17 protein-coding genes and 1 tRNA gene are annotated in these 17,964 nt (G+C 72.6%); 8 read left to right on the plus strand and 10 right to left on the minus strand.

Annotation, left to right across the window (positions count from 1 at the left end):
* Nucleotides 1-48 precede the first annotated feature (48 nt).
* Nucleotides 49-1,476, minus strand: a complete 1,428-nt coding sequence (argH, locus tag Sfulv_RS04115) for an argininosuccinate lyase (protein WP_173311471.1) — start codon at nt 1,474-1,476, stop codon at nt 49-51.
* Nucleotides 1,477-1,564: 88 nt separating this feature from the next.
* Nucleotides 1,565-2,758, minus strand: coding sequence for an argininosuccinate synthase (locus Sfulv_RS04120; protein ID WP_173311474.1), 1,194 nt, complete (start codon nt 2,756-2,758; stop codon nt 1,565-1,567).
* A 169-nt stretch (nt 2,759-2,927) separates the two neighbouring features.
* Between Sfulv_RS04120 and Sfulv_RS04125 the strand changes: the two genes are divergently transcribed.
* From Sfulv_RS04125 to Sfulv_RS04135, 3 genes are all read left to right on the plus strand, one after another.
* On the plus strand, nt 2,928-4,208 hold the full coding sequence (locus Sfulv_RS04125) for a hypothetical protein (protein ID WP_173311478.1): 1,281 nt from the start codon (nt 2,928-2,930) through the stop codon (nt 4,206-4,208).
* Nucleotides 4,209-4,215: 7 nt separating this feature from the next.
* The gene (locus Sfulv_RS04130) at nt 4,216-4,815 is read left to right on the plus strand and encodes a pyridoxamine 5'-phosphate oxidase family protein (protein ID WP_173311481.1); all 600 of its coding nucleotides are present in this window, start codon (nt 4,216-4,218) and stop codon (nt 4,813-4,815) included.
* Between the two features lie 64 nt (nt 4,816-4,879).
* Entirely contained in the window at nt 4,880-5,581 is a 702-nt protein-coding gene (locus Sfulv_RS04135) for a L,D-transpeptidase family protein (RefSeq protein WP_173311484.1), read from the plus strand.
* 9 nt (nt 5,582-5,590) lie between these two features.
* Here Sfulv_RS04135 and Sfulv_RS04140 read toward each other — a convergent pair whose 3' ends face one another.
* From Sfulv_RS04140 to Sfulv_RS04175, 8 genes are all read right to left on the minus strand, one after another.
* The gene (locus Sfulv_RS04140; RefSeq protein ID WP_173311487.1) at nt 5,591-6,121 is read right to left on the minus strand and encodes an arginine repressor; all 531 of its coding nucleotides are present in this window, start codon (nt 6,119-6,121) and stop codon (nt 5,591-5,593) included.
* Nucleotides 6,122-6,143: 22 nt separating this feature from the next.
* Entirely contained in the window at nt 6,144-7,340 is a 1,197-nt protein-coding gene (locus Sfulv_RS04145) for an acetylornithine transaminase (RefSeq protein ID WP_173311489.1), read from the minus strand.
* The gene (gene argB, locus Sfulv_RS04150) at nt 7,337-8,254 is read right to left on the minus strand and encodes an acetylglutamate kinase (RefSeq protein ID WP_173311492.1); all 918 of its coding nucleotides are present in this window, start codon (nt 8,252-8,254) and stop codon (nt 7,337-7,339) included. Before argB ends, Sfulv_RS04145 begins: the two co-directional genes overlap by 4 nt.
* Nucleotides 8,251-9,405 (minus strand): bifunctional glutamate N-acetyltransferase/amino-acid acetyltransferase ArgJ, encoded by a 1,155-nt coding sequence (gene argJ, locus Sfulv_RS04155; protein ID WP_173311495.1) that lies wholly within the window; start codon nt 9,403-9,405, stop codon nt 8,251-8,253. Before argJ ends, argB begins: the two co-directional genes overlap by 4 nt.
* Entirely contained in the window at nt 9,402-10,430 is a 1,029-nt protein-coding gene (gene argC, locus Sfulv_RS04160; protein ID WP_173311498.1) for an N-acetyl-gamma-glutamyl-phosphate reductase, read from the minus strand. Before argC ends, argJ begins: the two co-directional genes overlap by 4 nt.
* 254 nt (nt 10,431-10,684) lie before the next feature.
* Nucleotides 10,685-11,836 carry a serine hydrolase domain-containing protein gene (locus Sfulv_RS04165; RefSeq protein ID WP_173311501.1) on the minus strand — a complete coding sequence of 384 codons (1,152 nt, stop codon included), beginning with the start codon at nt 11,834-11,836 and terminating at the stop codon, nt 10,685-10,687.
* Nucleotides 11,837-11,931: 95 nt separating this feature from the next.
* Nucleotides 11,932-12,507, minus strand: a complete 576-nt coding sequence (locus tag Sfulv_RS04170; protein WP_173311504.1) for a histidine phosphatase family protein — start codon at nt 12,505-12,507, stop codon at nt 11,932-11,934.
* 108 nt (nt 12,508-12,615) lie between these two features.
* Nucleotides 12,616-14,091 (minus strand): aminotransferase-like domain-containing protein, encoded by a 1,476-nt coding sequence (locus Sfulv_RS04175; RefSeq protein WP_173311507.1) that lies wholly within the window; start codon nt 14,089-14,091, stop codon nt 12,616-12,618.
* Between Sfulv_RS04175 and Sfulv_RS04180 the strand changes: the two genes are divergently transcribed.
* The 5 genes from Sfulv_RS04180 to Sfulv_RS04200 all read left to right on the plus strand — a co-directional run bounded on the left by Sfulv_RS04180 (nt 14,090) and on the right by Sfulv_RS04200 (nt 17,958).
* Nucleotides 14,090-15,079 carry a DMT family transporter gene (locus Sfulv_RS04180; RefSeq protein WP_173311509.1) on the plus strand — a complete coding sequence of 330 codons (990 nt, stop codon included), beginning with the start codon at nt 14,090-14,092 and terminating at the stop codon, nt 15,077-15,079. The two genes, Sfulv_RS04175 and Sfulv_RS04180, sit on opposite strands and share 2 nt — an antisense overlap.
* A gap of 42 nt (nt 15,080-15,121) precedes the next feature.
* The gene (locus Sfulv_RS04185) at nt 15,122-15,325 is read left to right on the plus strand and encodes a DUF1918 domain-containing protein (protein ID WP_173311512.1); all 204 of its coding nucleotides are present in this window, start codon (nt 15,122-15,124) and stop codon (nt 15,323-15,325) included.
* Nucleotides 15,326-15,540: 215 nt separating this feature from the next.
* The gene (locus Sfulv_RS04190) at nt 15,541-16,398 is read left to right on the plus strand and encodes a 3-hydroxybutyryl-CoA dehydrogenase (protein WP_173311515.1); all 858 of its coding nucleotides are present in this window, start codon (nt 15,541-15,543) and stop codon (nt 16,396-16,398) included.
* A gap of 483 nt (nt 16,399-16,881) precedes the next feature.
* Nucleotides 16,882-16,972 (plus strand) — tRNA-Arg (locus Sfulv_RS04195).
* Between the two features lie 44 nt (nt 16,973-17,016).
* Nucleotides 17,017-17,958, plus strand: coding sequence for a diacylglycerol/lipid kinase family protein (locus Sfulv_RS04200; RefSeq protein ID WP_218578033.1), 942 nt, complete (start codon nt 17,017-17,019; stop codon nt 17,956-17,958).
* Nucleotides 17,959-17,964 lie beyond the last annotated feature (6 nt).

Here is a 17,964-nt window from a genome sequence, read left to right on the forward strand (position 1 = left end):
GTAGCCCGCGATGCCGTCGCCGCCCCGGACCGGCGCCGCCTGCCCGGCCTAACCGCGGGCTGTCGCCCAGGCGTGCTGCGCGGCCAGGTCGGCCTTCACCTCGGCGAGCTGGACGGCGACGGCGGACGGGGCCGTACCGCCGCGCCCGTCGCGGGAGGCCAGGGCGCCCTTCACGTCGAGGACCGTGCGGACCTCCGGGGTGAGGTGCTCGGAGATCTTCGCGAACTGCTCGTCGGTGAGCTGGTCCAGCTCGATGCCGTGCTGCTCGCACTCCTTGACGCACTCACCCGCGACCTCGTGCGCGACCCGGAACGGGACTCCCTGCCTGACCAGCCACTCGGCGATGTCGGTGGCGAGCGAGAAGCCGGCCGGGGCCAGCTCCTCCATGCGCTCCCGGTTCACGGTGAGCGTCGCCATCATGCCGGTGAAGGCGGGCAGCAGGACCTCCAGCTGGTCGCAGGAGTCGAAGACCGGCTCCTTGTCCTCCTGGAGGTCGCGGTTGTACGCGAGCGGGAGGGCCTTGAGCGTGGCCATCAGGCCCGTCAGATTGCCGATGAGCCGCCCCGACTTGCCGCGCGCCAGCTCGGCGATGTCCGGGTTCTTCTTCTGCGGCATGATCGAGGAGCCGGTGGAGAAGGCGTCGTGCAGGGTGACGAAGGAGAACTCCTTCGTGTTCCAGATGATGATCTCCTCCGCGATGCGGGAGAGGTTGATCCCGATCATCGCGGTGATGAACGCGAACTCGGCCACGAAGTCGCGGGAGGCCGTGCCGTCGATGGAGTTGCCGACGGAGCCGCGCTCGAATCCGAGGTCGGCCGCGACCGCCTCGGGGTCGAGGCCCAGGGACGATCCCGCCAGCGCGCCGGAGCCGTAGGGCGAGACGGCGGTCCGCTCGTCCCACTGCCGCAGCCGCTCGGCGTCCCGGGAAAGGGCCTGCGCGTGGGCCAGTACGTGGTGGGCGAAGAGGACCGGCTGGGCGTGCTGGAGGTGCGTACGGCCGGGCATGGCCACGTCCGGGTGGGCCTCGGCGAGACCGACCAGGGCGTCCTGGAGCTCGGCGAGGAGAGTGCCGATGATCCGGGCGTGGTCGCGCAGGTACATCCGGAAGAGGGTGGCGACCTGGTCGTTGCGGGAGCGGCCCGCGCGCAGTTTGCCGCCGAGGTCGGGGCCGAGACGCTCCAGGAGACCGCGCTCAAGCGCCGTGTGGACGTCCTCGTCGGCGATCGAGCCGGTGAACGAGCCGTCGGCCACGTCGGCCTCCAGCTGGTCGAGGCCGCTCAGCATCCGGGTCAGCTCGTCCTCGCTGAGCAGCCCCGCCTTGTGGAGGACGCGCGCGTGGGCGCGGGAGCCGGCGATGTCGTACGGGGCGAGCCGCCAGTCGAAGTGGACGGAGGCGGACAGCTTGGCCAGCGCCTCGGCCGGGCCGTCGGCGAAGCGGGCGCCCCAGAGGCGTACGTCGCTGGTGTTGCTGCTCACGGTTGCTCCTTGTCGTGCGTCGGGGCGGGGCGGGGTTCTCTCCCCGCCCGCCCCTTCCCGTAACCGGGGGCTGCGCCCCAGGACTGTGTCAGGCCAGGTCGCGCTTGGCCGCGATCTTCGAGGACAGTCCGAAGATCTCGATGAAGCCCTGCGCCTTGGACTGGTCGAACGTGTCGCCCGAGTCGTAGGTGGCGAGGTTGAAGTCGTAGAGGGACTGCTCGGACCTGCGGCCGGAGACGACCGCGCGGCCCGCGTGCATGGTCATCCGGATGTCTCCGGTGACATGCTGGTTGGCCTCGTTGATGAAGCCGTCCAGGGCGCGCTTGAGCGGGGAGAACCACAGGCCGTCGTAGACCATCTCGCCCCAGCGCTGCTCGACCTGCCGCTTGTAGCGGGCCAGCTCGCGCTCGACCGTGACGTTCTCCAGCTCCTGGTGCGCGGTGATCAGCGCGATCGCGCCGGGGGCCTCGTACACCTCGCGGGACTTGATGCCCACGAGCCGGTCCTCGACCATGTCGATCCGGCCGATGCCCTGGGCTCCGGCGCGCTCGTTGAGCTGCTGGATCGCCTGGAGCACGGTGACGGGCTTGCCGTCGATGGCGACCGGGACGCCCTCCTTGAAGGAGATGACGACCTCGTCGGCCTCGCGGGGGGTGGCCGGGTTCTGCGTGTACTCGTAGATGTCCTCGATCGGCGCGTTCCAGATGTCCTCCAGGAAGCCCGTCTCGACCGCGCGCCCGAAGACGTTCTGGTCGATGGAGTACGGGGACTTCTTGGAGGTCGCGATCGGGAGGTTCTTCTCCTCGCAGAAGGCGATCGCCTTGTCGCGGGTCATCGCGTAGTCGCGGACCGGGGCGATGCACTTCAGGTCGGGGCCGAGGGCGGAGATACCGGCCTCGAAGCGGACCTGGTCGTTGCCCTTGCCGGTGCAGCCGTGGGCGACGACGCCCGCGTTGTGCTTCCTGGCAGCGGCGACGAGGTGCTTGACGATCGTCGGCCGGGAGAGCGCCGAGACCAGCGGATAGCGGTCCATGTAGAGGGCGTTGGCCTTGATCGCCGGGAGGCAGTACTCCTCGGCGAACTCGTCCTTGGCGTCCGCGACCTCGGCTTCGACGGCGCCGCAGGCGAGCGCGCGCTTGCGGATGACGTCCAGGTCCTCGCCGCCCTGGCCGACGTCCACGGCGACGGCGATGACCTCGGCGCCCGTCTCCTCGGCGATCCAGCCGATGGCGACGGAGGTGTCCAGGCCGCCCGAGTAGGCGAGTACGACGCGCTCGGTCACGGGTTTCTCCTTACGGTGCAATCACTGATGGGTATAACTATGCAATCCTCCGTATGCTTTGTCAAAGCGCCAGGTCAGGGCGGTCCCGAACCCGTGGGCGGGGTAAATGGCGGCGACGTGTGGTGGCGGTCCCGTCTACCATCGGCGCCCTACGAGGGGTGAGGGCGCGATGTACGACGACGACGGTGCCGCGGAGCGGCTGGCCCTGGGGGCCCCGCTGCGCGAGGCCCTGGACACCACTTCGGCCGAGGCGTGGGTGCGTCTCGACGCCGACGTACGGGCACTTCCCTGGCTGTCGTGGGCACCGCTGCGAATGGAGCCACCGGTGCGCCGCCGGTGGCTGAGCTGGGACCGGCAGGACCCGCTGCCCCGGATCGGCCGGCCGAGCACGCCGGGCCGGCGCCCCCCGCTCCCGCTCCTCCTGTGCCACCCCGACGGCCGCATCCGTGAGGCGGCGCTGGAGTCGGTGCGTCACGCTCCCGAGCTGCGCCCGCTCCTGGTGCTGCGCTGCGCCGACTGGGCGGGGCCGGTACGCGAGCGCGCCCGGGCCCTGCTCGCCGAGGTGCCCGGGCCCGAGCTGGCACCCCTGGCCGAGCTGATCCTGCGGCTGGACAGGCGTGCCCAGGGCGGCTTCGCCCACGCGCTGCTGGAGAGCAGTCTGCGCGAGGGCCCGCCGGGTGACGTCGAGGCGCTGATGGCGCACCAGGACCGTTCCACACGGCGGTTCGCCCACCGCATCGCGGTCGGCCGGGGGCTGCTGTCGCCCGTGCGGCTGGCCGTCATCGCCACCACCGAAGGCGATGTCACCCTCCAGGACCTGTGTGCGGACGCGGCCCTCGCCGGCCTGCGGCCCGGCGCCGGGCCCGCCGTACTCGACCGGCTGCTCAGCGCACGCGCGCCCCGGGTCCGCGCGGCGGGTGTCACCGCCTTGCGCCGGGCCGGGCGGCACGCGGAAGCGGAACGCTTCCTCGGCGACCGCGCCGGGCTCGTACGGGCCTGCGCACGCTACGTACTCCGGCAGGCCGGTATCGACCCGCTGCCGCGCTACCGGGCGCTGTGCCGCGATCCGGCCGCGTGCCCGGGGGCGGCCGCCGGGCTCGGCGAGTGCGGTGAACGGGCGGACGCCGGCACGCTGTGGGTGCTGACCGCGCACCCGCTCCCCGCCGTACGCGTCCACGCGGTCACCGGTCTGCGTGCGCTCGACGCGGTGTCCTACGAGCGGATGCGCCCGCTCCTGGAGGACCCGGCGTCCGCCGTGGTGCGGGCCGCGACGCTCGCGCTGCTCCCGGACGCCGACCGCTTCGACGAGCACTGGCTGCGTGCGTGCCTCGCTCCGGAGCGACCCCGCCGGCTGCGGGTGGCGGCCGAGCGGCTGCTGCGTGCGCGCGCCCGGCACGATGGCCGTCCCACCGGTGAAAACGTCCGCGACCGGACGGGAGTCACGCGATAATCCCCGCATGGGAAAAACATACGAGCGCATCGATGGACGGCTCAGAACCTTCATAGAGGAGCAGCGCGTCTTCTTCACCGCGACCGCTCCGCTCGACGCCGGGGGAACCGTCAACCTCTCTCCCAAGGGGGTGAGCGGATCGTTCGCCGTCGTGGACGAACGGACCGTGGCCTACCTGGACTTCGCCGGGAGCAACGCGGAGACCATCGCCCACCTCCGCGAGAACGGCCGCATCACACTGATGTGGTGCGCCTTCCAGGGGCCGCCGAACATCGTCCGGGTGCACGGGCGGGGTGAACCGGTGTTCCGGGACGACCCCCGCTTCACCGGGCTGCTGAGCCACTTCCCCGCCGTGGACCCCTCGCCCCACGGGCTGCGGGCCGTCATCGTGGTGACGGCGGAGCTGATCCGGGACACCTGCGGCTTCGCGGTGCCCTACCTCTCGTACGACGAGGACCGCTCGCTGCACTCCGACCGCTTCGGGCGCGAGGACGACGACAGCCTCGGCGCGTACTTCGAGAGCAAGGCCGACATCGCCACCAGCATCGACGGGCTGCCGGGGCTTCCCCTCCCGCTGCCTCCGATGCCCGTGCCGCCCGCCGGGTGACCCGCTGGGCCGAACGGAGCAGGCCCGGCGGTGGCCCGGGCGCCGGGCCCGTACGGTCCGGAGCATGCGCAGACTTCTGGTGACCGGTTCGGCACTGCTGGCTCTGCTGGGATCGGTCGCGGCCGGCGATCCCGGCGCGGCCCCCCTTCCGGAGCGGCTCGCCGACACCGGAGGCGGCTCCCAGCTGATCACCGCCGTCGCCCCTTCCGAGGGCTCCACCACCGGCACACTCACGTGGTGGGAACGGCGGCGGGGCGGCTGGACCGAGGCCGGGTCCGCGCCGGCCCGCTTCGGGGCGAACGGGCTGGCTGAGGGCAGCACCCGTGACCAGGGCACCAACACCACGCCCACCGGTCTGTACGACCTGCCGTACGCCTTCGGGATCGAGGAGGCCCCGGCCGGGACCGGTTACCCCTACCGCCGGGTCAACGAGCGTTCCTGGTGGTGCCAGGACAACGCCGCCCGCTCCTACAACCGGTGGGTGGAACCGCGGCCTGCGGACTGCCGGGCCGACCAGGCCGAGCACCTGGTCACGTACGGCACGCAGTACGCGCACGCGCTCGTCATCGGCTTCAACTACGAGCGGCCGGTACGGGGCCGGGGCGCCGGGATCTTCCTGCACGTCGACGGGGCCGGGGCGACCGCCGGCTGCGTCTCGGTACCGGCGGCCTCGATGAGCCGCATCCTGGCCTGGGCCGACCCGGGCCGCCACCCCCACATCGCGATCGGGACCCGCTCGGGGCGGACGGCGGTCACCCGCTACTAGGGAACAGGCTCAGCGGTCGTTCTGGGCGAGTCGCAGGAGGTGGTCGGCGAGCGCCTTGCCGCCCGCCGGGTCGCGGCTGATCAGCATCAGGGTGTCGTCGCCCGCGATGGTGCCGAGGATGTCGTGCAGTTCGGCCTGGTCGATGGCCGAGGCGAGGAACTGCGCCGCGCCCGGCGGGGTGCGCAGGACCACCAGGTTGGCCGACGCCTCCGCCGAGATCAGCAGTTCGGCGGAGAGCCTGCGCATCCGCTCCTCCTTGGCGGAGCCGCCCAGCGGTGCCTGCGGGGTGCGGAATCCCCCTTCGCTCGGCACCGCGTAGATCAGCTCTCCCCCGGTGTTGCGGATCTTCACCGCGCCCAGCTCGTCCAGGTCCCGGGAGAGCGTCGCCTGGGTGACGCTCAGCCCGTCGTCGGCGAGGAGCTTGGCCAGCTGGCTCTGCGAGCGCACCGGCTGCCGGTTCAGGATGTCCACGATCCGGCGGTGGCGGGCCGTGCGGGTCTGCGGCACGGACGGCCCGCCGTGCTCGGATTCCTCGGTCATCGTCGCCTCATTCTCCGGAACGTCACGCTCCGGATCGTCCGTCCCCGTATGCCGCGTCGAGAGCGCCCGGCAGGACGCGCAGGAACGCGTCCACCTCCGCGTCGCCGATGATCAGCGGTGGCATGAGCCGTACGACGTCGGGGGCGGGCGCGTTGACCAGGAGTCCGGCTCCCTGGGCCGCCTGCTGCACCTTCGGTGCGAGGGGTCCGGTGAGCACGATACCCAGCAGCAGGCCGGAGCCGCGGACGTGGGAGACCAGGGGGTGGCCGAGGCCCTCCACACCATCCCTGATCCGCTCGCCGAGGCGCTTGACCTCGTCGAGTCTCCCCTCGGCCGCGAGCGTGTCCAGGACGGCGAGTCCGGCCGCGCAGGCGATCGGGTTGCCGCCGAACGTCGTGCCGTGGTGGCCGGGCTTCAGCAGGTCGGCCGCCGCGCCGAACGCGACGGTCGCGCCGATCGGCAGCCCGCCGCCGAGGCCCTTGGCGAGGGTGACGACGTCGGGTTCGACGCCCTGGTGGGCCTGGTGCTCGAACCAGTGGCCGCACCGGCCGATACCCGTCTGCACCTCGTCGAGCACGAGCAGGGTGCCGGTGGCCCGGGTGATCTCCCTGGCCGCTTCCAGATAACCCCTGGGCGGGACGACGACGCCGCGCTCACCCTGTACTGGTTCGATGATCAGCAGTGCCGTCCCGGTGGTCACCGCGGCGCGGAGGGCGTCGGCGTCCCCGTACGGCACGTGGGTGACGTCGCCGGGCAGCGGGAGGAACGGCTCGCGCTTCCCCGGCTGGCCGGTGAGGGCGAGCGCGCCCATGGTCCGCCCGTGGAAGCCGCCGTCGGTGGCGACCATGTGTGTACGCCCGGTCAGCCGGCCGATCTTGAATGCGGCTTCGTTGGCCTCGGCGCCCGAGTTGCAGAAGAAGACCCGGCCCGCCCGGCCGAAGAGCTGGAGCAGCCGCTCCGCCAGCGCGACGGGCGGCTCGGCGACGAAGAGGTTGGAGACGTGGCCGAGGGCGGCGATCTGCGTGGAGACCGCCTCGACGACCGCGGGGTGGGCGTGGCCCAGCGCGTTCACCGCGATACCGCCGACGAAGTCGAGGTACTCGCTGCCCTCGGCGTCCCACACGCGGGCGCCGGCGCCGCGGACCAGGGGAAGCCGGGGGGTGCCGTAGTTGTCCATCAGCGCGCCCTGCCAGCGCTGCGGAAGCTCCTCGTTGCTCATGACTCCCCCTGGGTGCCGGTCGCTGCGTCGGGCACGACCATCGTGCCGACTCCTTCGTCGGTGAAGATCTCCAGCAGGATCGAGTGCTGGACCCGGCCGTCGATGACGCGGGCGGTCTGGACGCCGTTGCGTACGGCGTGCAGGCAGCCCTGCATCTTGGGGACCATGCCGCTCGACAGGCTGGGCAGCAGCTTCTCCAGCTCGGTGGCGGTGATCCGGCTGATCACGTCGTCGCTGTTGGGCCAGTCCTCGTACAGGCCCTCCACGTCGGTGAGGACCATCAGCGTCTCGGCGTCCAGCGCGGCGGCGAGCGCCGCCGCCGCGGTGTCCGCGTTGACGTTGTAGACGTGGTCGTCGTCGGCGGAGCGGGCGATGGAGGAGATGACCGGGATGCGGCCGTCGTCCAGCAGTGCCTGTATGGCGCCGGTGTCGATCGCGGTGATCTCGCCGACCCGGCCGATGTCGACGAGTTCGCCGTCGATGGTGGGCCGGTGCTGGACGGCGGTGATGGTGTGGGCGTCCTCGCCGGTCATGCCGACGGCGAGCGGGCCGTGCTGGTTGAGCAGCCCGACCAGTTCGCGCTGGACCTGTCCGGCGAGCACCATCCGTACCACGTCCATCGCCTCGGGCGTGGTGACCCTCAGTCCGGCCTTGAACTCGCTGACCAGGCCCTGCTTGTCGAGCTGGGCGCTGATCTGCGGCCCGCCGCCGTGCACGACGACGGGCTTGAGGCCGGCGTGCCGCAGGAAGACGACGTCCTGGGCGAAGGCCGCCTTCAGGTCCTCGTCGATCATGGCGTTGCCGCCGAACTTGATGACGACGGTCCTGCCGTTGTGCCGGGTCAGCCAGGGCAGCGCCTCGATGAGGATCTGCGCCTTCGGCAGTGCGGTGTGCTTCCGCGCCGGCGTGCTCATGAGCTGTACGCGCTGTTCTCGTGGACGTACTCCGCGGTCAGGTCGTTGGCCCAGATGACGGCCGACTCCGTACCGGCGGAGAGGTCGGCGGTGATCTTCACCTCGCGGTAGCGCATGTCGACGAGTTCCCGGTCATCGCCCACGCAGCCGTTCCTGCACACCCACACGTCGTTGATGGCGACGTTCAGGCGGTCCGGCTCGAACGCGGCCTTCGTGGTGCCGATCGCGGAGAGGACGCGGCCCCAGTTGGGGTCCTCTCCGTGGATGGCGCACTTGAGGAGGTTGTTGCGGGCGATGCTCCGGCCGACCTCCACGGCGTCGTCCTCGGTCGCGGCGTTGACCACCTCGATGCGGATGTCCTTGGAGGCACCTTCGGCGTCGCCGATCAGCTGGCGGGCCAGGTCGGCGCAGACCGTCCGTACGGCCTCGTCGAACTCCTCCCCCGGGGGCGTGATCCCGCTCGCCCCCGAGGCGAGCAGCAGCACGGTGTCGTTGGTCGACATGCACCCGTCGGAGTCGACCCGGTCGAAGGTGGTGCGGGTGGCGTCGCGCAGGGCGGAGTCGAGCGCGGGGGCCGCCACGTCGGCGTCGGTGGTGAGGACGACCAGCATGGTGGCGAGGCCCGGGGCGAGCATGCCCGCGCCCTTGGCCATGCCGCCGACGGTCCAGCCGCCCCGGGTGGCCACGCTCGTCTTGTGCACGGTGTCGGTGGTCCTGATGGCGATGGCGGCCTTCTCGCCGCCGTGCTCGCTGAGCGCCGCAGCGGCCCGTTCGACGCCGGGCAGCAGCTTGTCCATGGGGAGCGGCAGCCCGATGAGTCCGGTCGAGGCGACCGCGATCTCGCCCGCGCTGTGGCCTTCGAGGACCTCGGCGGCCTTCTCGGCGGTGGCGTGGGTGTCCTGGAAGCCCTGAGGACCCGTACAGGCGTTGGCGCCGCCGGAGTTGAGGACGACGGCGGTGACCTCGCCGCCCTTGAGCACCTGCTCCGACCACAGGACGGGGGCGGCCTTGACCCGGTTGGAGGTGAAGACGCCGGCGGCGGCGCGACGCGGCCCGCGGTTGACCACGAGGGCCAGGTCCGGCTGACCGCTCTCCTTGATCCCGGCGGCGATGCCGGCCGCCGAGAACCCCTGTGCTGCCGTGACGCTCACGGTGCGACTCCGATCGTGGAAAGACCTGTGTCCTCGGGGAAGCCGAGGGCGATGTTCATGCTCTGCAGGGCGCCGCCCGCGGTGCCCTTGGCGAGGTTGTCGATGGCGCTGATCACGATGATCCGGCCCGCCGCCTCGTCGTGGGCGACCTGGATCTGTACGGCGTTGGAACCGTGGACGGACGCGGTGGCGGGCCACTGCCCCTCGGGGAGCAGGTCCACGAACGGTTCGTCCGCGAGCGCCTTCTCGTACGCCGTGCGCAGGGTCTCCGCGCTCACACCCGGCTTCGCCTTCGCGCTGCACGTGGCGAGGATGCCGCGCGGCATGGGGGCGAGCGTCGGGGTGAAGGACACGGTCACGGGTTCACCGGCGGCGGCGCTGAGGTTCTGGATCATCTCGGGCGTGTGCCGGTGCCCGCCGCCGACGCCGTACGGGGACATGCTGCCCATCACCTCGGAGCCGAGGAGGTGGGGCTTGAGCGCCTTGCCCGCCCCGGAGGTACCGGAGGCGGCGACGATCACGGCTTCGGGTTCGGCGAGCCCGGCCGCGTACGCGGGGAAGAGCGCGAGGGTGACGGCGGTGGGGTAGCAGCCGGGCACCGCGATGCGCTTCGAACCGGCCAGGGCGGCGCGGCCGCCGGGGAGTTCGGGCAGGCCGTAGGGCCAGGTGCCGGCGTGCGGCGAGCCGTAGAACTTCTCCCAGTCGGCGCCGTCCTTCAGCCGGAAGTCGGCGCCCATGTCGACCACGAGCACCTCGTCCCCCAGCTGTTCGGCCACGGCGGCGGACTGCCCGTGCGGAAGGGCGAGGAAGACGACGTCGTGCCCGGCGAGCGCCTCGGCGGTGGTCGGCTGGAGTACCCGGTCGGCGAGCGGCCGCAGGTGGGGCTGGAGGGGCCCGAGCCGCTGCCCCGCGTTGGAATGCGCGGTGAGGGCCCCGATCTCGATCCGGGGGTGGACCAGCAGGAGACGGAGCAGTTCCCCGCCCGCGTATCCGCTCGCCCCGGCCACCGCTGCGCGTACCACCATCGAACCCTCCTCGTTGATGGCATGACTATACGCAGCGCCGCAGTTTTATGCAAAGTGGCCTTGCTGGGCCCGGCCGCAGAGGCAGGGCCTCCACCGGGTCAGGCCAGGGGGCAGGGGGAAGTGCTCATCGCCGGTGGACATGCCCCACTGATTCGCTTGACCCATACGTACGTCATCGACAACCCTTTCGGTACGGCGGAGCCAGCGGATGCGCCCGGGACCTGATCCCTCCACACCCCCGGCGGCCGGGACCCTCACAGCGCCTCGTACACCGCCTCGACCAGCGCCCTCTTGCGCGGGTCGTCGGCGACGCCGGGGCCCATCCGGTTCATCACGTACCCGAGCGCGACGCCCGCTTCCGGGTCGGCCAGACCGCAGGAACCGCCCGCGCCGTCGTGGCCGAAGGCGCGGGGGTTGGGGCCGTACGAGCGGTTCGGGCCGCTGAGCCAGAGGCCGAGTGCGAACTCGGTGTCGTGCGCGAAACCCGCGCCGAGCACCAGGTCGCGGCAGCTCCCCTGACCCTCGCGGACCCGCTCGGCAGCCTCATCGGACAGGACCCGCCGACCGTCGAGGATGCCGCGCCCGGCGAGGATTCCGTACAGCGCGGCCACCGCGCGGGCCGTTCCGTGGCCGTTGACCGCGGGGAGCTCGGCCGCCCGCCACGCGCTGGTGTTCGCCGCCGCCGCGCCGGTCGGCGGGTTGGCCAGCGAGGCTAGGGCCACCGGCTCCAGCTGCGCGTAGAAGGCGGACGCCTCACCCGTCCGCGTTCTCGACTGGACCAGCTCGGCGACCCGCCCCTCCTCCTTCTCCGGGAGGCCGATGGTGAAGTCGATGCCGAGCGGGCCGGTGACCTCCTGGTACAGGAAGGCACCCGGCAGCAGGCCGGTGATCCGGCGGACGACTTCGCCGACCAGGAAGCCGTACGTGAACGCGTGGTAACCGGAGCGGGTGCCCGGCTCCCACCAGGGTTCGGTCGCCGCCAGCCGGGCGGTGGTCAGCTCCCAGTCGTAGAGCTCGGCCAGGGTGTGCGGCTCCCGCAGCCCGGCCAGGCCCGCGCGGTGCGAGAGCAGGTCCCGTACGCGGACGGACCCCTTGCCGGCCGCGGCGAACTCGGGCCAGTACGCGGCTACGGGCGCGTCGAGGTCGAGCAGGCCCCGGTCGACGAGGATGTGCGCGCACAGGGCGGTCGGGCCCTTGGTCGTGGACCACACGTTGACCAGGGTGTCCCGCTCCCAGGGGCGGGTACGGGCGGAGTCGGCCCAGCCACCCCACAGGTCGGCCACCGCGACGCCGTCGACGAGGACGGTGACGGCCGCACCCAGCTCCTCGCGCTCCGCGAAGTTCTCCTCGAAGGCGGCGCGCACCGCGGCGAATCTGTCGTGGCAGTGACCGTGGATCTGCGGCACGTCGGGCTCCTCGTCTCGCGCACAGCCTGGTGGCTCCGGTGAGCGGCAACATACCGACTGGTCGGACCGGCCGGAAGAGGCGTACCCACTTCCGCTCAGCGGGACGCCGATTCCAGGCTCAGACTCCAGCGGCCCCGCCCGCCGGTGAGCGTGACCGTGGACAGCGGCCGTACGTCGACGTTCCAGTACGAGGCGGGCGGCGCCCTCAGCGCGTAGATGAGCGCGGCGCGCACCACCGAGGGCTCGGCGACCGCGAGGATGAGCCCGTCGCAGGCGGGCCGGGTGTCGAGCCAGCCCCCTATCCGGGAGATGAAGGCCAGCAAGGGCTCGCCGCCGTGCGGGGCGGAGCGCGGATCGCAGAGCCAGGTGTCCACCGCGGCCGGTTCGCGGGCCGTGACCTCGGCCAGGGTCCAGCCCCGCCAGCGGCCCATGTCGCACTCGCGCAGCGCGGGCTGCGCCATCGGCGCGAAGCCGAGCGCGTCGGCGGTGGCGCGGCTGCGCGGGGTGGGTGAGCAGTAGCGCAGTTCGGCGGCGCCGAGGGGCAGGAGCGTGTGGGCGACGAGCTGGATCTCGTGCCAGCCGGCGTGGTCGAGCGGCCGGTCGTCGTCGAAGCGCTCGGCGAGCAGGGCGGAGCTGCGCGCCGCAGCCACCAGAGAGACTCGAACACTCATGGCCGCGATCGTGGAGCCGAACGCCACGGCGGTCAAGGGGACGGACCGGGCCGGTCGGAAGGGGCGGGACGGGCCGGGCGCCTCTTGACGGAAGCGCCGGCGGTCGGCTCATACCGGCGGGCGCGAACCCCCGTCCGGCCCACCGCCGAGTGCGTCGCAGGCGGTACGCAGCCGACGTACGCCCTCGGCGATCTCCGCGGGTCCGCCGACCGCGGCGAAACTCAGCCGGATGCGGCCCGCCGGTGCCTCGGCGCAGAAGTACGGGCGGCCGGGCGCGACGGCGACGCCCGCGCGCAGCGCGGCCGAGACCACGGCCGACTCCTCGGCGCCGGTCCAGCCATCGGGCAGCGCGAGCCAGAGGCTTCCGCCGCCGGAAGGGACGAGCGGCAGGGTGAGTGCGGGGAGTTCGCGCCGGAGCACGGCGGTCATCGCGGTGCGACGGTCCTTCAACGCGGTGGCGACTGTGCGCAGATGGCGGCTCCACGACGGGGAGCCGACCAGTTCGAGCGCGGCCTCCTGGAGCGGCCGGGGCACGAAGAAGCTGTCGACGACCTGGATGGCGCGCAGGCGCTCCAGCACGGGTCCGCGCGCGGCGAGGGCACCGACGCGGAGACTCGGCGAGGTGGCCTTGGTGAGGGAGCAGACGTGGACGACGACGCCGTCCTCATCCTGCGCCATGAGCGGTTCGGGCAGCGGGCCCGCGTCGTCGTGGGCGAGGCGCCTGGCGAAGTCGTCCTCGACGACGAAGGCACCCGCCTCCCGTGCGATCCGGACGACCTCGGCCCGGCGGTCGGGGGCGAGGACGGTGCCGGTCGGGTTCTGGAACAGCGGCTGGCAGACGAACACCCGGGCGCCCGTCGCCCGGAACGCGGCGGCCAGCAGATCGGGCCGTACACCGTCCGCGTCGCCCGGCACCGGCACCGGCCGCAGCCCGGTGGCGCGGGCCGCCGCGAGCATGCCCGGGTAGGTGGGTGACTCGACGAGGACGGGGGCGCCCGGCGGGGCGAGCGCGCGCAGGGCGGTGGACAGGGCGCTCTGGCCGCCCGCGGTGATCAGTACGTCGGCGGCGGTCACGGCGGGGCCGATCTCCCGCGCGAACCAGGCCCGCAGCTCGGGGAGCCCGTCCGTGGGCGGGCGGCCCCAGGCCCCCGGGCGGCGCCCGGCGCGGGCCAGTGCCGCGGCCATCGCGCGCTCGGGCTGGAGCGAGTGGTGGAGGTAGCCGCCGTTGAACTCGATGACGCCGGGCGAGGGAGCGGCGAGTGTGACCAGCACACCGGAGGCGTCCACGGTGCGCGGCACCACCTCGGGGCCGCCGTCGGCACTGAGGGACACCTCCTGCCAGGAGGTGTCACCCGGCGGACCGGCGGCGGTACGGGGCTGCGCCCGGAAGGCCCCGGCACCGGGCCGCGTGACGACCAGCCCTTCGGCGGCGAGCTGCGCGATGGCCCGGGAGACGGTCACCGGGCTTGCCCTGAAGCGCTCCACCAGAGCGCGGCTCGATGGCAGCTTCTCACCAGGAGAGTAGCGGTCGAGTTCGCCGCGGAGGGATTCTGCCAGCTCTGCCACACTGCTACGCTGATGCATGACAACAGAGAATAGCGCTACTCACCACTCAGCGATAGCAGTCACGGCCCCTGCGTCCGACCGTTCCGCCGGAGCCGTCAGCGGAACCCGGTCCACAGCCGCGCAGGCGCCCTCCGGGGGCGGTGGAACGCTGCTCGCCGTACTCGGCGTGGTCGCCTTCTCCCTGACCTTTCCCTCCACGGCCTGGGGCCTGGAGAGCTTCGGCCCCTGGTCGCTGGTGGCCCTGCGCAGTCTGCTCGCCGCGGCCATCGCCGGTGGTGTGCTCCTGGCGGGCCGGGTGCCGTTGCCAGAGCGCCGCCACTGGGCCGGCCTCGCCGTCGTCGCGGGCGGTGTGGTGGTGGGCTTCCCCCTGCTGACCACGCTGGCGCTGCGGACCACGACGACCTCACACGCGGCCGTGGTGGTCGGCCTGCTGCCGCTGACCACGGCGGTGTTCTCCTCCCTGCGCACCGGCTCGCGCCCGCCGCGCGCGTTCTGGGCGGCGGCGCTCGCGGGCGCCGCCGTGGTGATCGCGTTCACCGTGCGGCAGAGCGGCGGGGCCCTCTCCGCGGGTGACCTCTACCTGTTCGGCGCTCTGCTCGTGTGCGCCGCGGGATACACCGAGGGCGGCAGGCTGGCCCGGGCCATGCCGGGCTGGCAGGTGATCGGCTGGGCCCTGATCCTCGCCCTGCCGCTCGCGGTGGCGGGCGCCGCGATCGCGCTGCCCTTCGAACCGGTGCGGCTGACGGCCCACGGCGTCATCGGTCTGCTCTGGGTAGCCGCGGGCTCCACTTTCCTCGGCCTGTACGTCTGGTACCGGGGCATGGCCGGGATCGGGGTGGCACGGGCCAGCCAGCTCCAGCTGGCGCAGCCGCTGCTGACCCTCGCGTGGTCGGTGCTGCTGCTCGGCGAGGACATCCCGCCGGCCGCTCCGGTGGCCGCGGTGGCCGTGCTCGTCTGCATCGCGGTCACCCAGCGCGCAGGGGTCGCGGCCGCTCGCCGGTCATAGACTTGTCGACAGGGACCACCACCCGTGAGGAGGTCACTCCCGATGGAGGCACACACCGGCGACCGGCTGCTGATGCACGGCAGGACCGTGGGACAGCACGACAGGGTCGCGGAGATCATCGAGGTGCTCGGTGCCGGGGGCGCTCCTCCGTACCGGGTGCGCCACGACGACGGACACGAGTCGGTCAAGTCTCCCGGACCGGACTGCGTGGTGCGGCACACGCCCGCGCGCGACGACCGGCGGTAGGACGGGGGCCGGACGCCGGGGACCTCCGCGCGGGGCCCCCGGCCCATGTCGGGCGCACCCCGCGCGTGGCGGGCATCACGCCCGGAAGCCGGCCGTACCACCCCCGGGTCACCGCCGACGGCTCGCGGAGTAACGTCGTGGGGTCGAGGCGGGCACCGGACCGGACGGGAACCTGCGACTCAGGGATCAGCGAAAGGCACGAGGTGACGGACTCTATGGCCGACATTGCACGCGTCGGAGTGGTGGGCTGTGGCCAGATGGGCGCAGGCATCGCGGAGGTGTGCGCCCGCAGCGGCCTTCAGGTCATGGTGGCCGAGACCACCGGCGAGGCGCTGGAGATCGGCCGCACCCGGCTGCACAACTCCCTCTCGAAGGCCGCCGAACGCGGCAAGATCACCGTGGCCGAGCGCGACGAGACCCTCGGCCGCCTCAGCTTCACCACCGACCTCGGGGAGTTCGCCGACCGCGATCTCGTCATCGAGGCCGTCGTGGAGAACGAGCAGGTCAAGAGCGAGATCTTCCAGGTGCTCGACCAGGTGGTGACCCGGCAGGACGCGATCCTCGCCTCCAACACCTCCTCGATCCCGCTCGTGAAGCTGGCGGTCGCGACCTCGCGCCCCGACCAGGTCATCGGCATCCACTTCTTCAACCCGGCACCGGTGCAGAAGCTCGTCGAGCTGATCCCCGCGCTGACGACGTCCGACGAGACCATAAAGCGCGCCGAGGCGCTGGTCCAGGACGTCCTGGGCAAGCACCCGATCCGCGCGCAGGACCGCTCCGGCTTCGTCGTGAACGCCCTGCTGATCCCGTACCTGCTCTCGGCGATCCGGATGTTCGAGTCGGGCATCGCCAGCCGCGAGGACATCGACAACGGCATGGAGATGGGCTGCGCCCACCCGATGGGCCCGCTCAAGCTCGCCGACCTGATCGGCCTGGACACCGTGGCCTCGGTCGCCGACTCCATGTACGCCGAGTACAAGGAGCCGCTGTACGCCGCTCCCCCGCTGCTCCAGCGGATGGTCGACGCGGGCCGGCTCGGCCGCAAGACGGGCTCGGGTTTCTACCCGTACTGACCGTCCTACCGGCGGGCCCGGCGCTCACGCCGCCGGGCCCGCCGGACCCATGCGTCACGAGACCGTGAGCGTTCGTGCCGCATGGCGCCTGGTCGTACTGCTGAGTGATGTTCTGTCTGATCGGAGCACATGGCAACCGGCCGCGCGCAACCCGCGTGCCGTAGCGGCCCCGATGTCTGCCCCTCCGCCAGTCACAGCGACAACTCGCTTGCCTGCCGTGTCCGTTCGGCCTCCGGAGGTGGGCGTACGCAGGCGTGATGACCATACGGACGGCAGGTCATGGCGTTCGAGCCTGCGGCAGGTGCCTGGGACGGTCCGCGCGGACGTCGGCCCGGTGGGAGGCCGTCGACGTGGCGGGCGGTGCCGGTTCGGCGGCAGCCTCGACGGGGCGCGCGCCGTGGGCCCGCGGGGCTGAGACGGGCGTTTCAGCGCCCTGCAAGCGGCGGGTGTCATGGTCTGCACGTCGGCCGAAGAGGCCGGCGAGGAGAGATACCCACAGCGGCCCAGTGGGGGCCGGAGCTCGTCTCCGGCCTGGGGTTCACGCCCCACGCAGGTTCGAATCCTGCTCTCTCCGCCTCCGTACCGGCAACGCCCGTCGACGCGAACAGGAACCGACGCATGAGCCATTGGGCACGCACCGCGGTGATCGTGGCGAATGGCCGGGCGGGAAGCGCGGCCTCAGTGCCGCTCGCGGCCGTCACCGAGGCATGTCAGGCGCTGGTCGGGGAGCTGAGCGTGGTGCACACCGCGTATCCGGGCCATGCCCGTACTCTCGCCGTTGAAGCCGCGCGGGACGGCGCCGACGCGATTCTCGCGGTCGGCGGCGACGGCACCGTGAGCGAGGTGGCGGACGGGCTCGTGGCCGCGGCGGAGCCGGCGAACGGCCGCCCGGCCCTGCTCTGCGTTCCGGCCGGTACCGGCAACTCCTTCTACAAGGAGATCTGGCAGGACCGTCCCTGGCTCGAGTCGCTCACCACCGCCCTCGCTACCCGGCGGCCGCGGATCAGGAACGTGGACATGGCGCGCGTCCTGGAGACGCGGGACACCGTGCTGCTGGGCGCCTGTTCCGGTCTCGTCGCCGAGGCGCTGGAGACGGCTGCGGGGCTCACCCACCTCACCGGGCGCGCCCGTTACCAGGAGGCGGTCGCCGCCACGCTGCGCGGCTTCGCACCGCATCCGGCCAGGGTCATCGTGGACGGCGAGGTGATCCACGACGGCGGAGTCGTCCTCGCCAACGTCGGCGGCGGCCGCTACCGGGGTGGCGGGTTCCTCCTGCTGCCGCACTCCGTGCTGGACGACGGCCTGCTCGACGTCTGCGTGGTCACCGACGGCCTCGATCTGCGAGAGCTGCCGGGACTGACCCGGGACGGGCGCCATCTCGAACGGCCCGAGGTCATCTACCGGCGCGGCCGGCGCATCGAGATCGAGCGCACCGACGGCGCCCCCCTCACCTTCGAACGGGACGGCGAGGTCCAGCGCGGACGCACGCGCTACACGCTGGACGTACTTCCGGCGGTGCTGCCGGTCCTCTCCCCGCCTGAGCCCTTCGTGACCGTGTAGGACCAC

This window comes from Streptomyces fulvorobeus, from assembly GCF_013167895.1.
GTDB lineage: Bacteria > Actinomycetota > Actinomycetes > Streptomycetales > Streptomycetaceae > Streptomyces > Streptomyces fulvorobeus.

What these genes read in the sequence shown, in the direction of transcription:
- Sfulv_RS04125 (WP_173311478.1), top strand. Translation starts at nt 2,928, where the DNA reads ATGTACGACGACGACGGTGCCGCGGAGCGGCTGGCCCTGGGGGCCCCG.
- Sfulv_RS04130 (WP_173311481.1), top strand. Translation starts at nt 4,216, where the DNA reads ATGGGAAAAACATACGAGCGCATCGATGGACGGCTCAGAACCTTCATA.
- Sfulv_RS04135 (WP_173311484.1), top strand. Translation starts at nt 4,880, where the DNA reads ATGCGCAGACTTCTGGTGACCGGTTCGGCACTGCTGGCTCTGCTGGGA.
- Sfulv_RS04140 (WP_173311487.1), bottom strand. Translation starts at nt 6,121, where the DNA reads ATGACCGAGGAATCCGAGCACGGCGGGCCGTCCGTGCCGCAGACCCGC.
- Sfulv_RS04145 (WP_173311489.1), bottom strand. Translation starts at nt 7,340, where the DNA reads ATGAGCAACGAGGAGCTTCCGCAGCGCTGGCAGGGCGCGCTGATGGAC.
- argB (WP_173311492.1), bottom strand. Translation starts at nt 8,254, where the DNA reads ATGAGCACGCCGGCGCGGAAGCACACCGCACTGCCGAAGGCGCAGATC.
- argC (WP_173311498.1), bottom strand. Translation starts at nt 10,430, where the DNA reads ATGGTGGTACGCGCAGCGGTGGCCGGGGCGAGCGGATACGCGGGCGGG.
- Sfulv_RS04170 (WP_173311504.1), bottom strand. Translation starts at nt 12,507, where the DNA reads ATGAGTGTTCGAGTCTCTCTGGTGGCTGCGGCGCGCAGCTCCGCCCTG.
- Sfulv_RS04180 (WP_173311509.1), top strand. Translation starts at nt 14,090, where the DNA reads ATGACAACAGAGAATAGCGCTACTCACCACTCAGCGATAGCAGTCACG.
- Sfulv_RS04175 (WP_173311507.1), bottom strand. Translation starts at nt 14,091, where the DNA reads ATGCATCAGCGTAGCAGTGTGGCAGAGCTGGCAGAATCCCTCCGCGGC.
- Sfulv_RS04185 (WP_173311512.1), top strand. Translation starts at nt 15,122, where the DNA reads ATGGAGGCACACACCGGCGACCGGCTGCTGATGCACGGCAGGACCGTG.
- Sfulv_RS04190 (WP_173311515.1), top strand. Translation starts at nt 15,541, where the DNA reads ATGGCCGACATTGCACGCGTCGGAGTGGTGGGCTGTGGCCAGATGGGC.
- Sfulv_RS04200 (WP_218578033.1), top strand. Translation starts at nt 17,017, where the DNA reads ATGAGCCATTGGGCACGCACCGCGGTGATCGTGGCGAATGGCCGGGCG.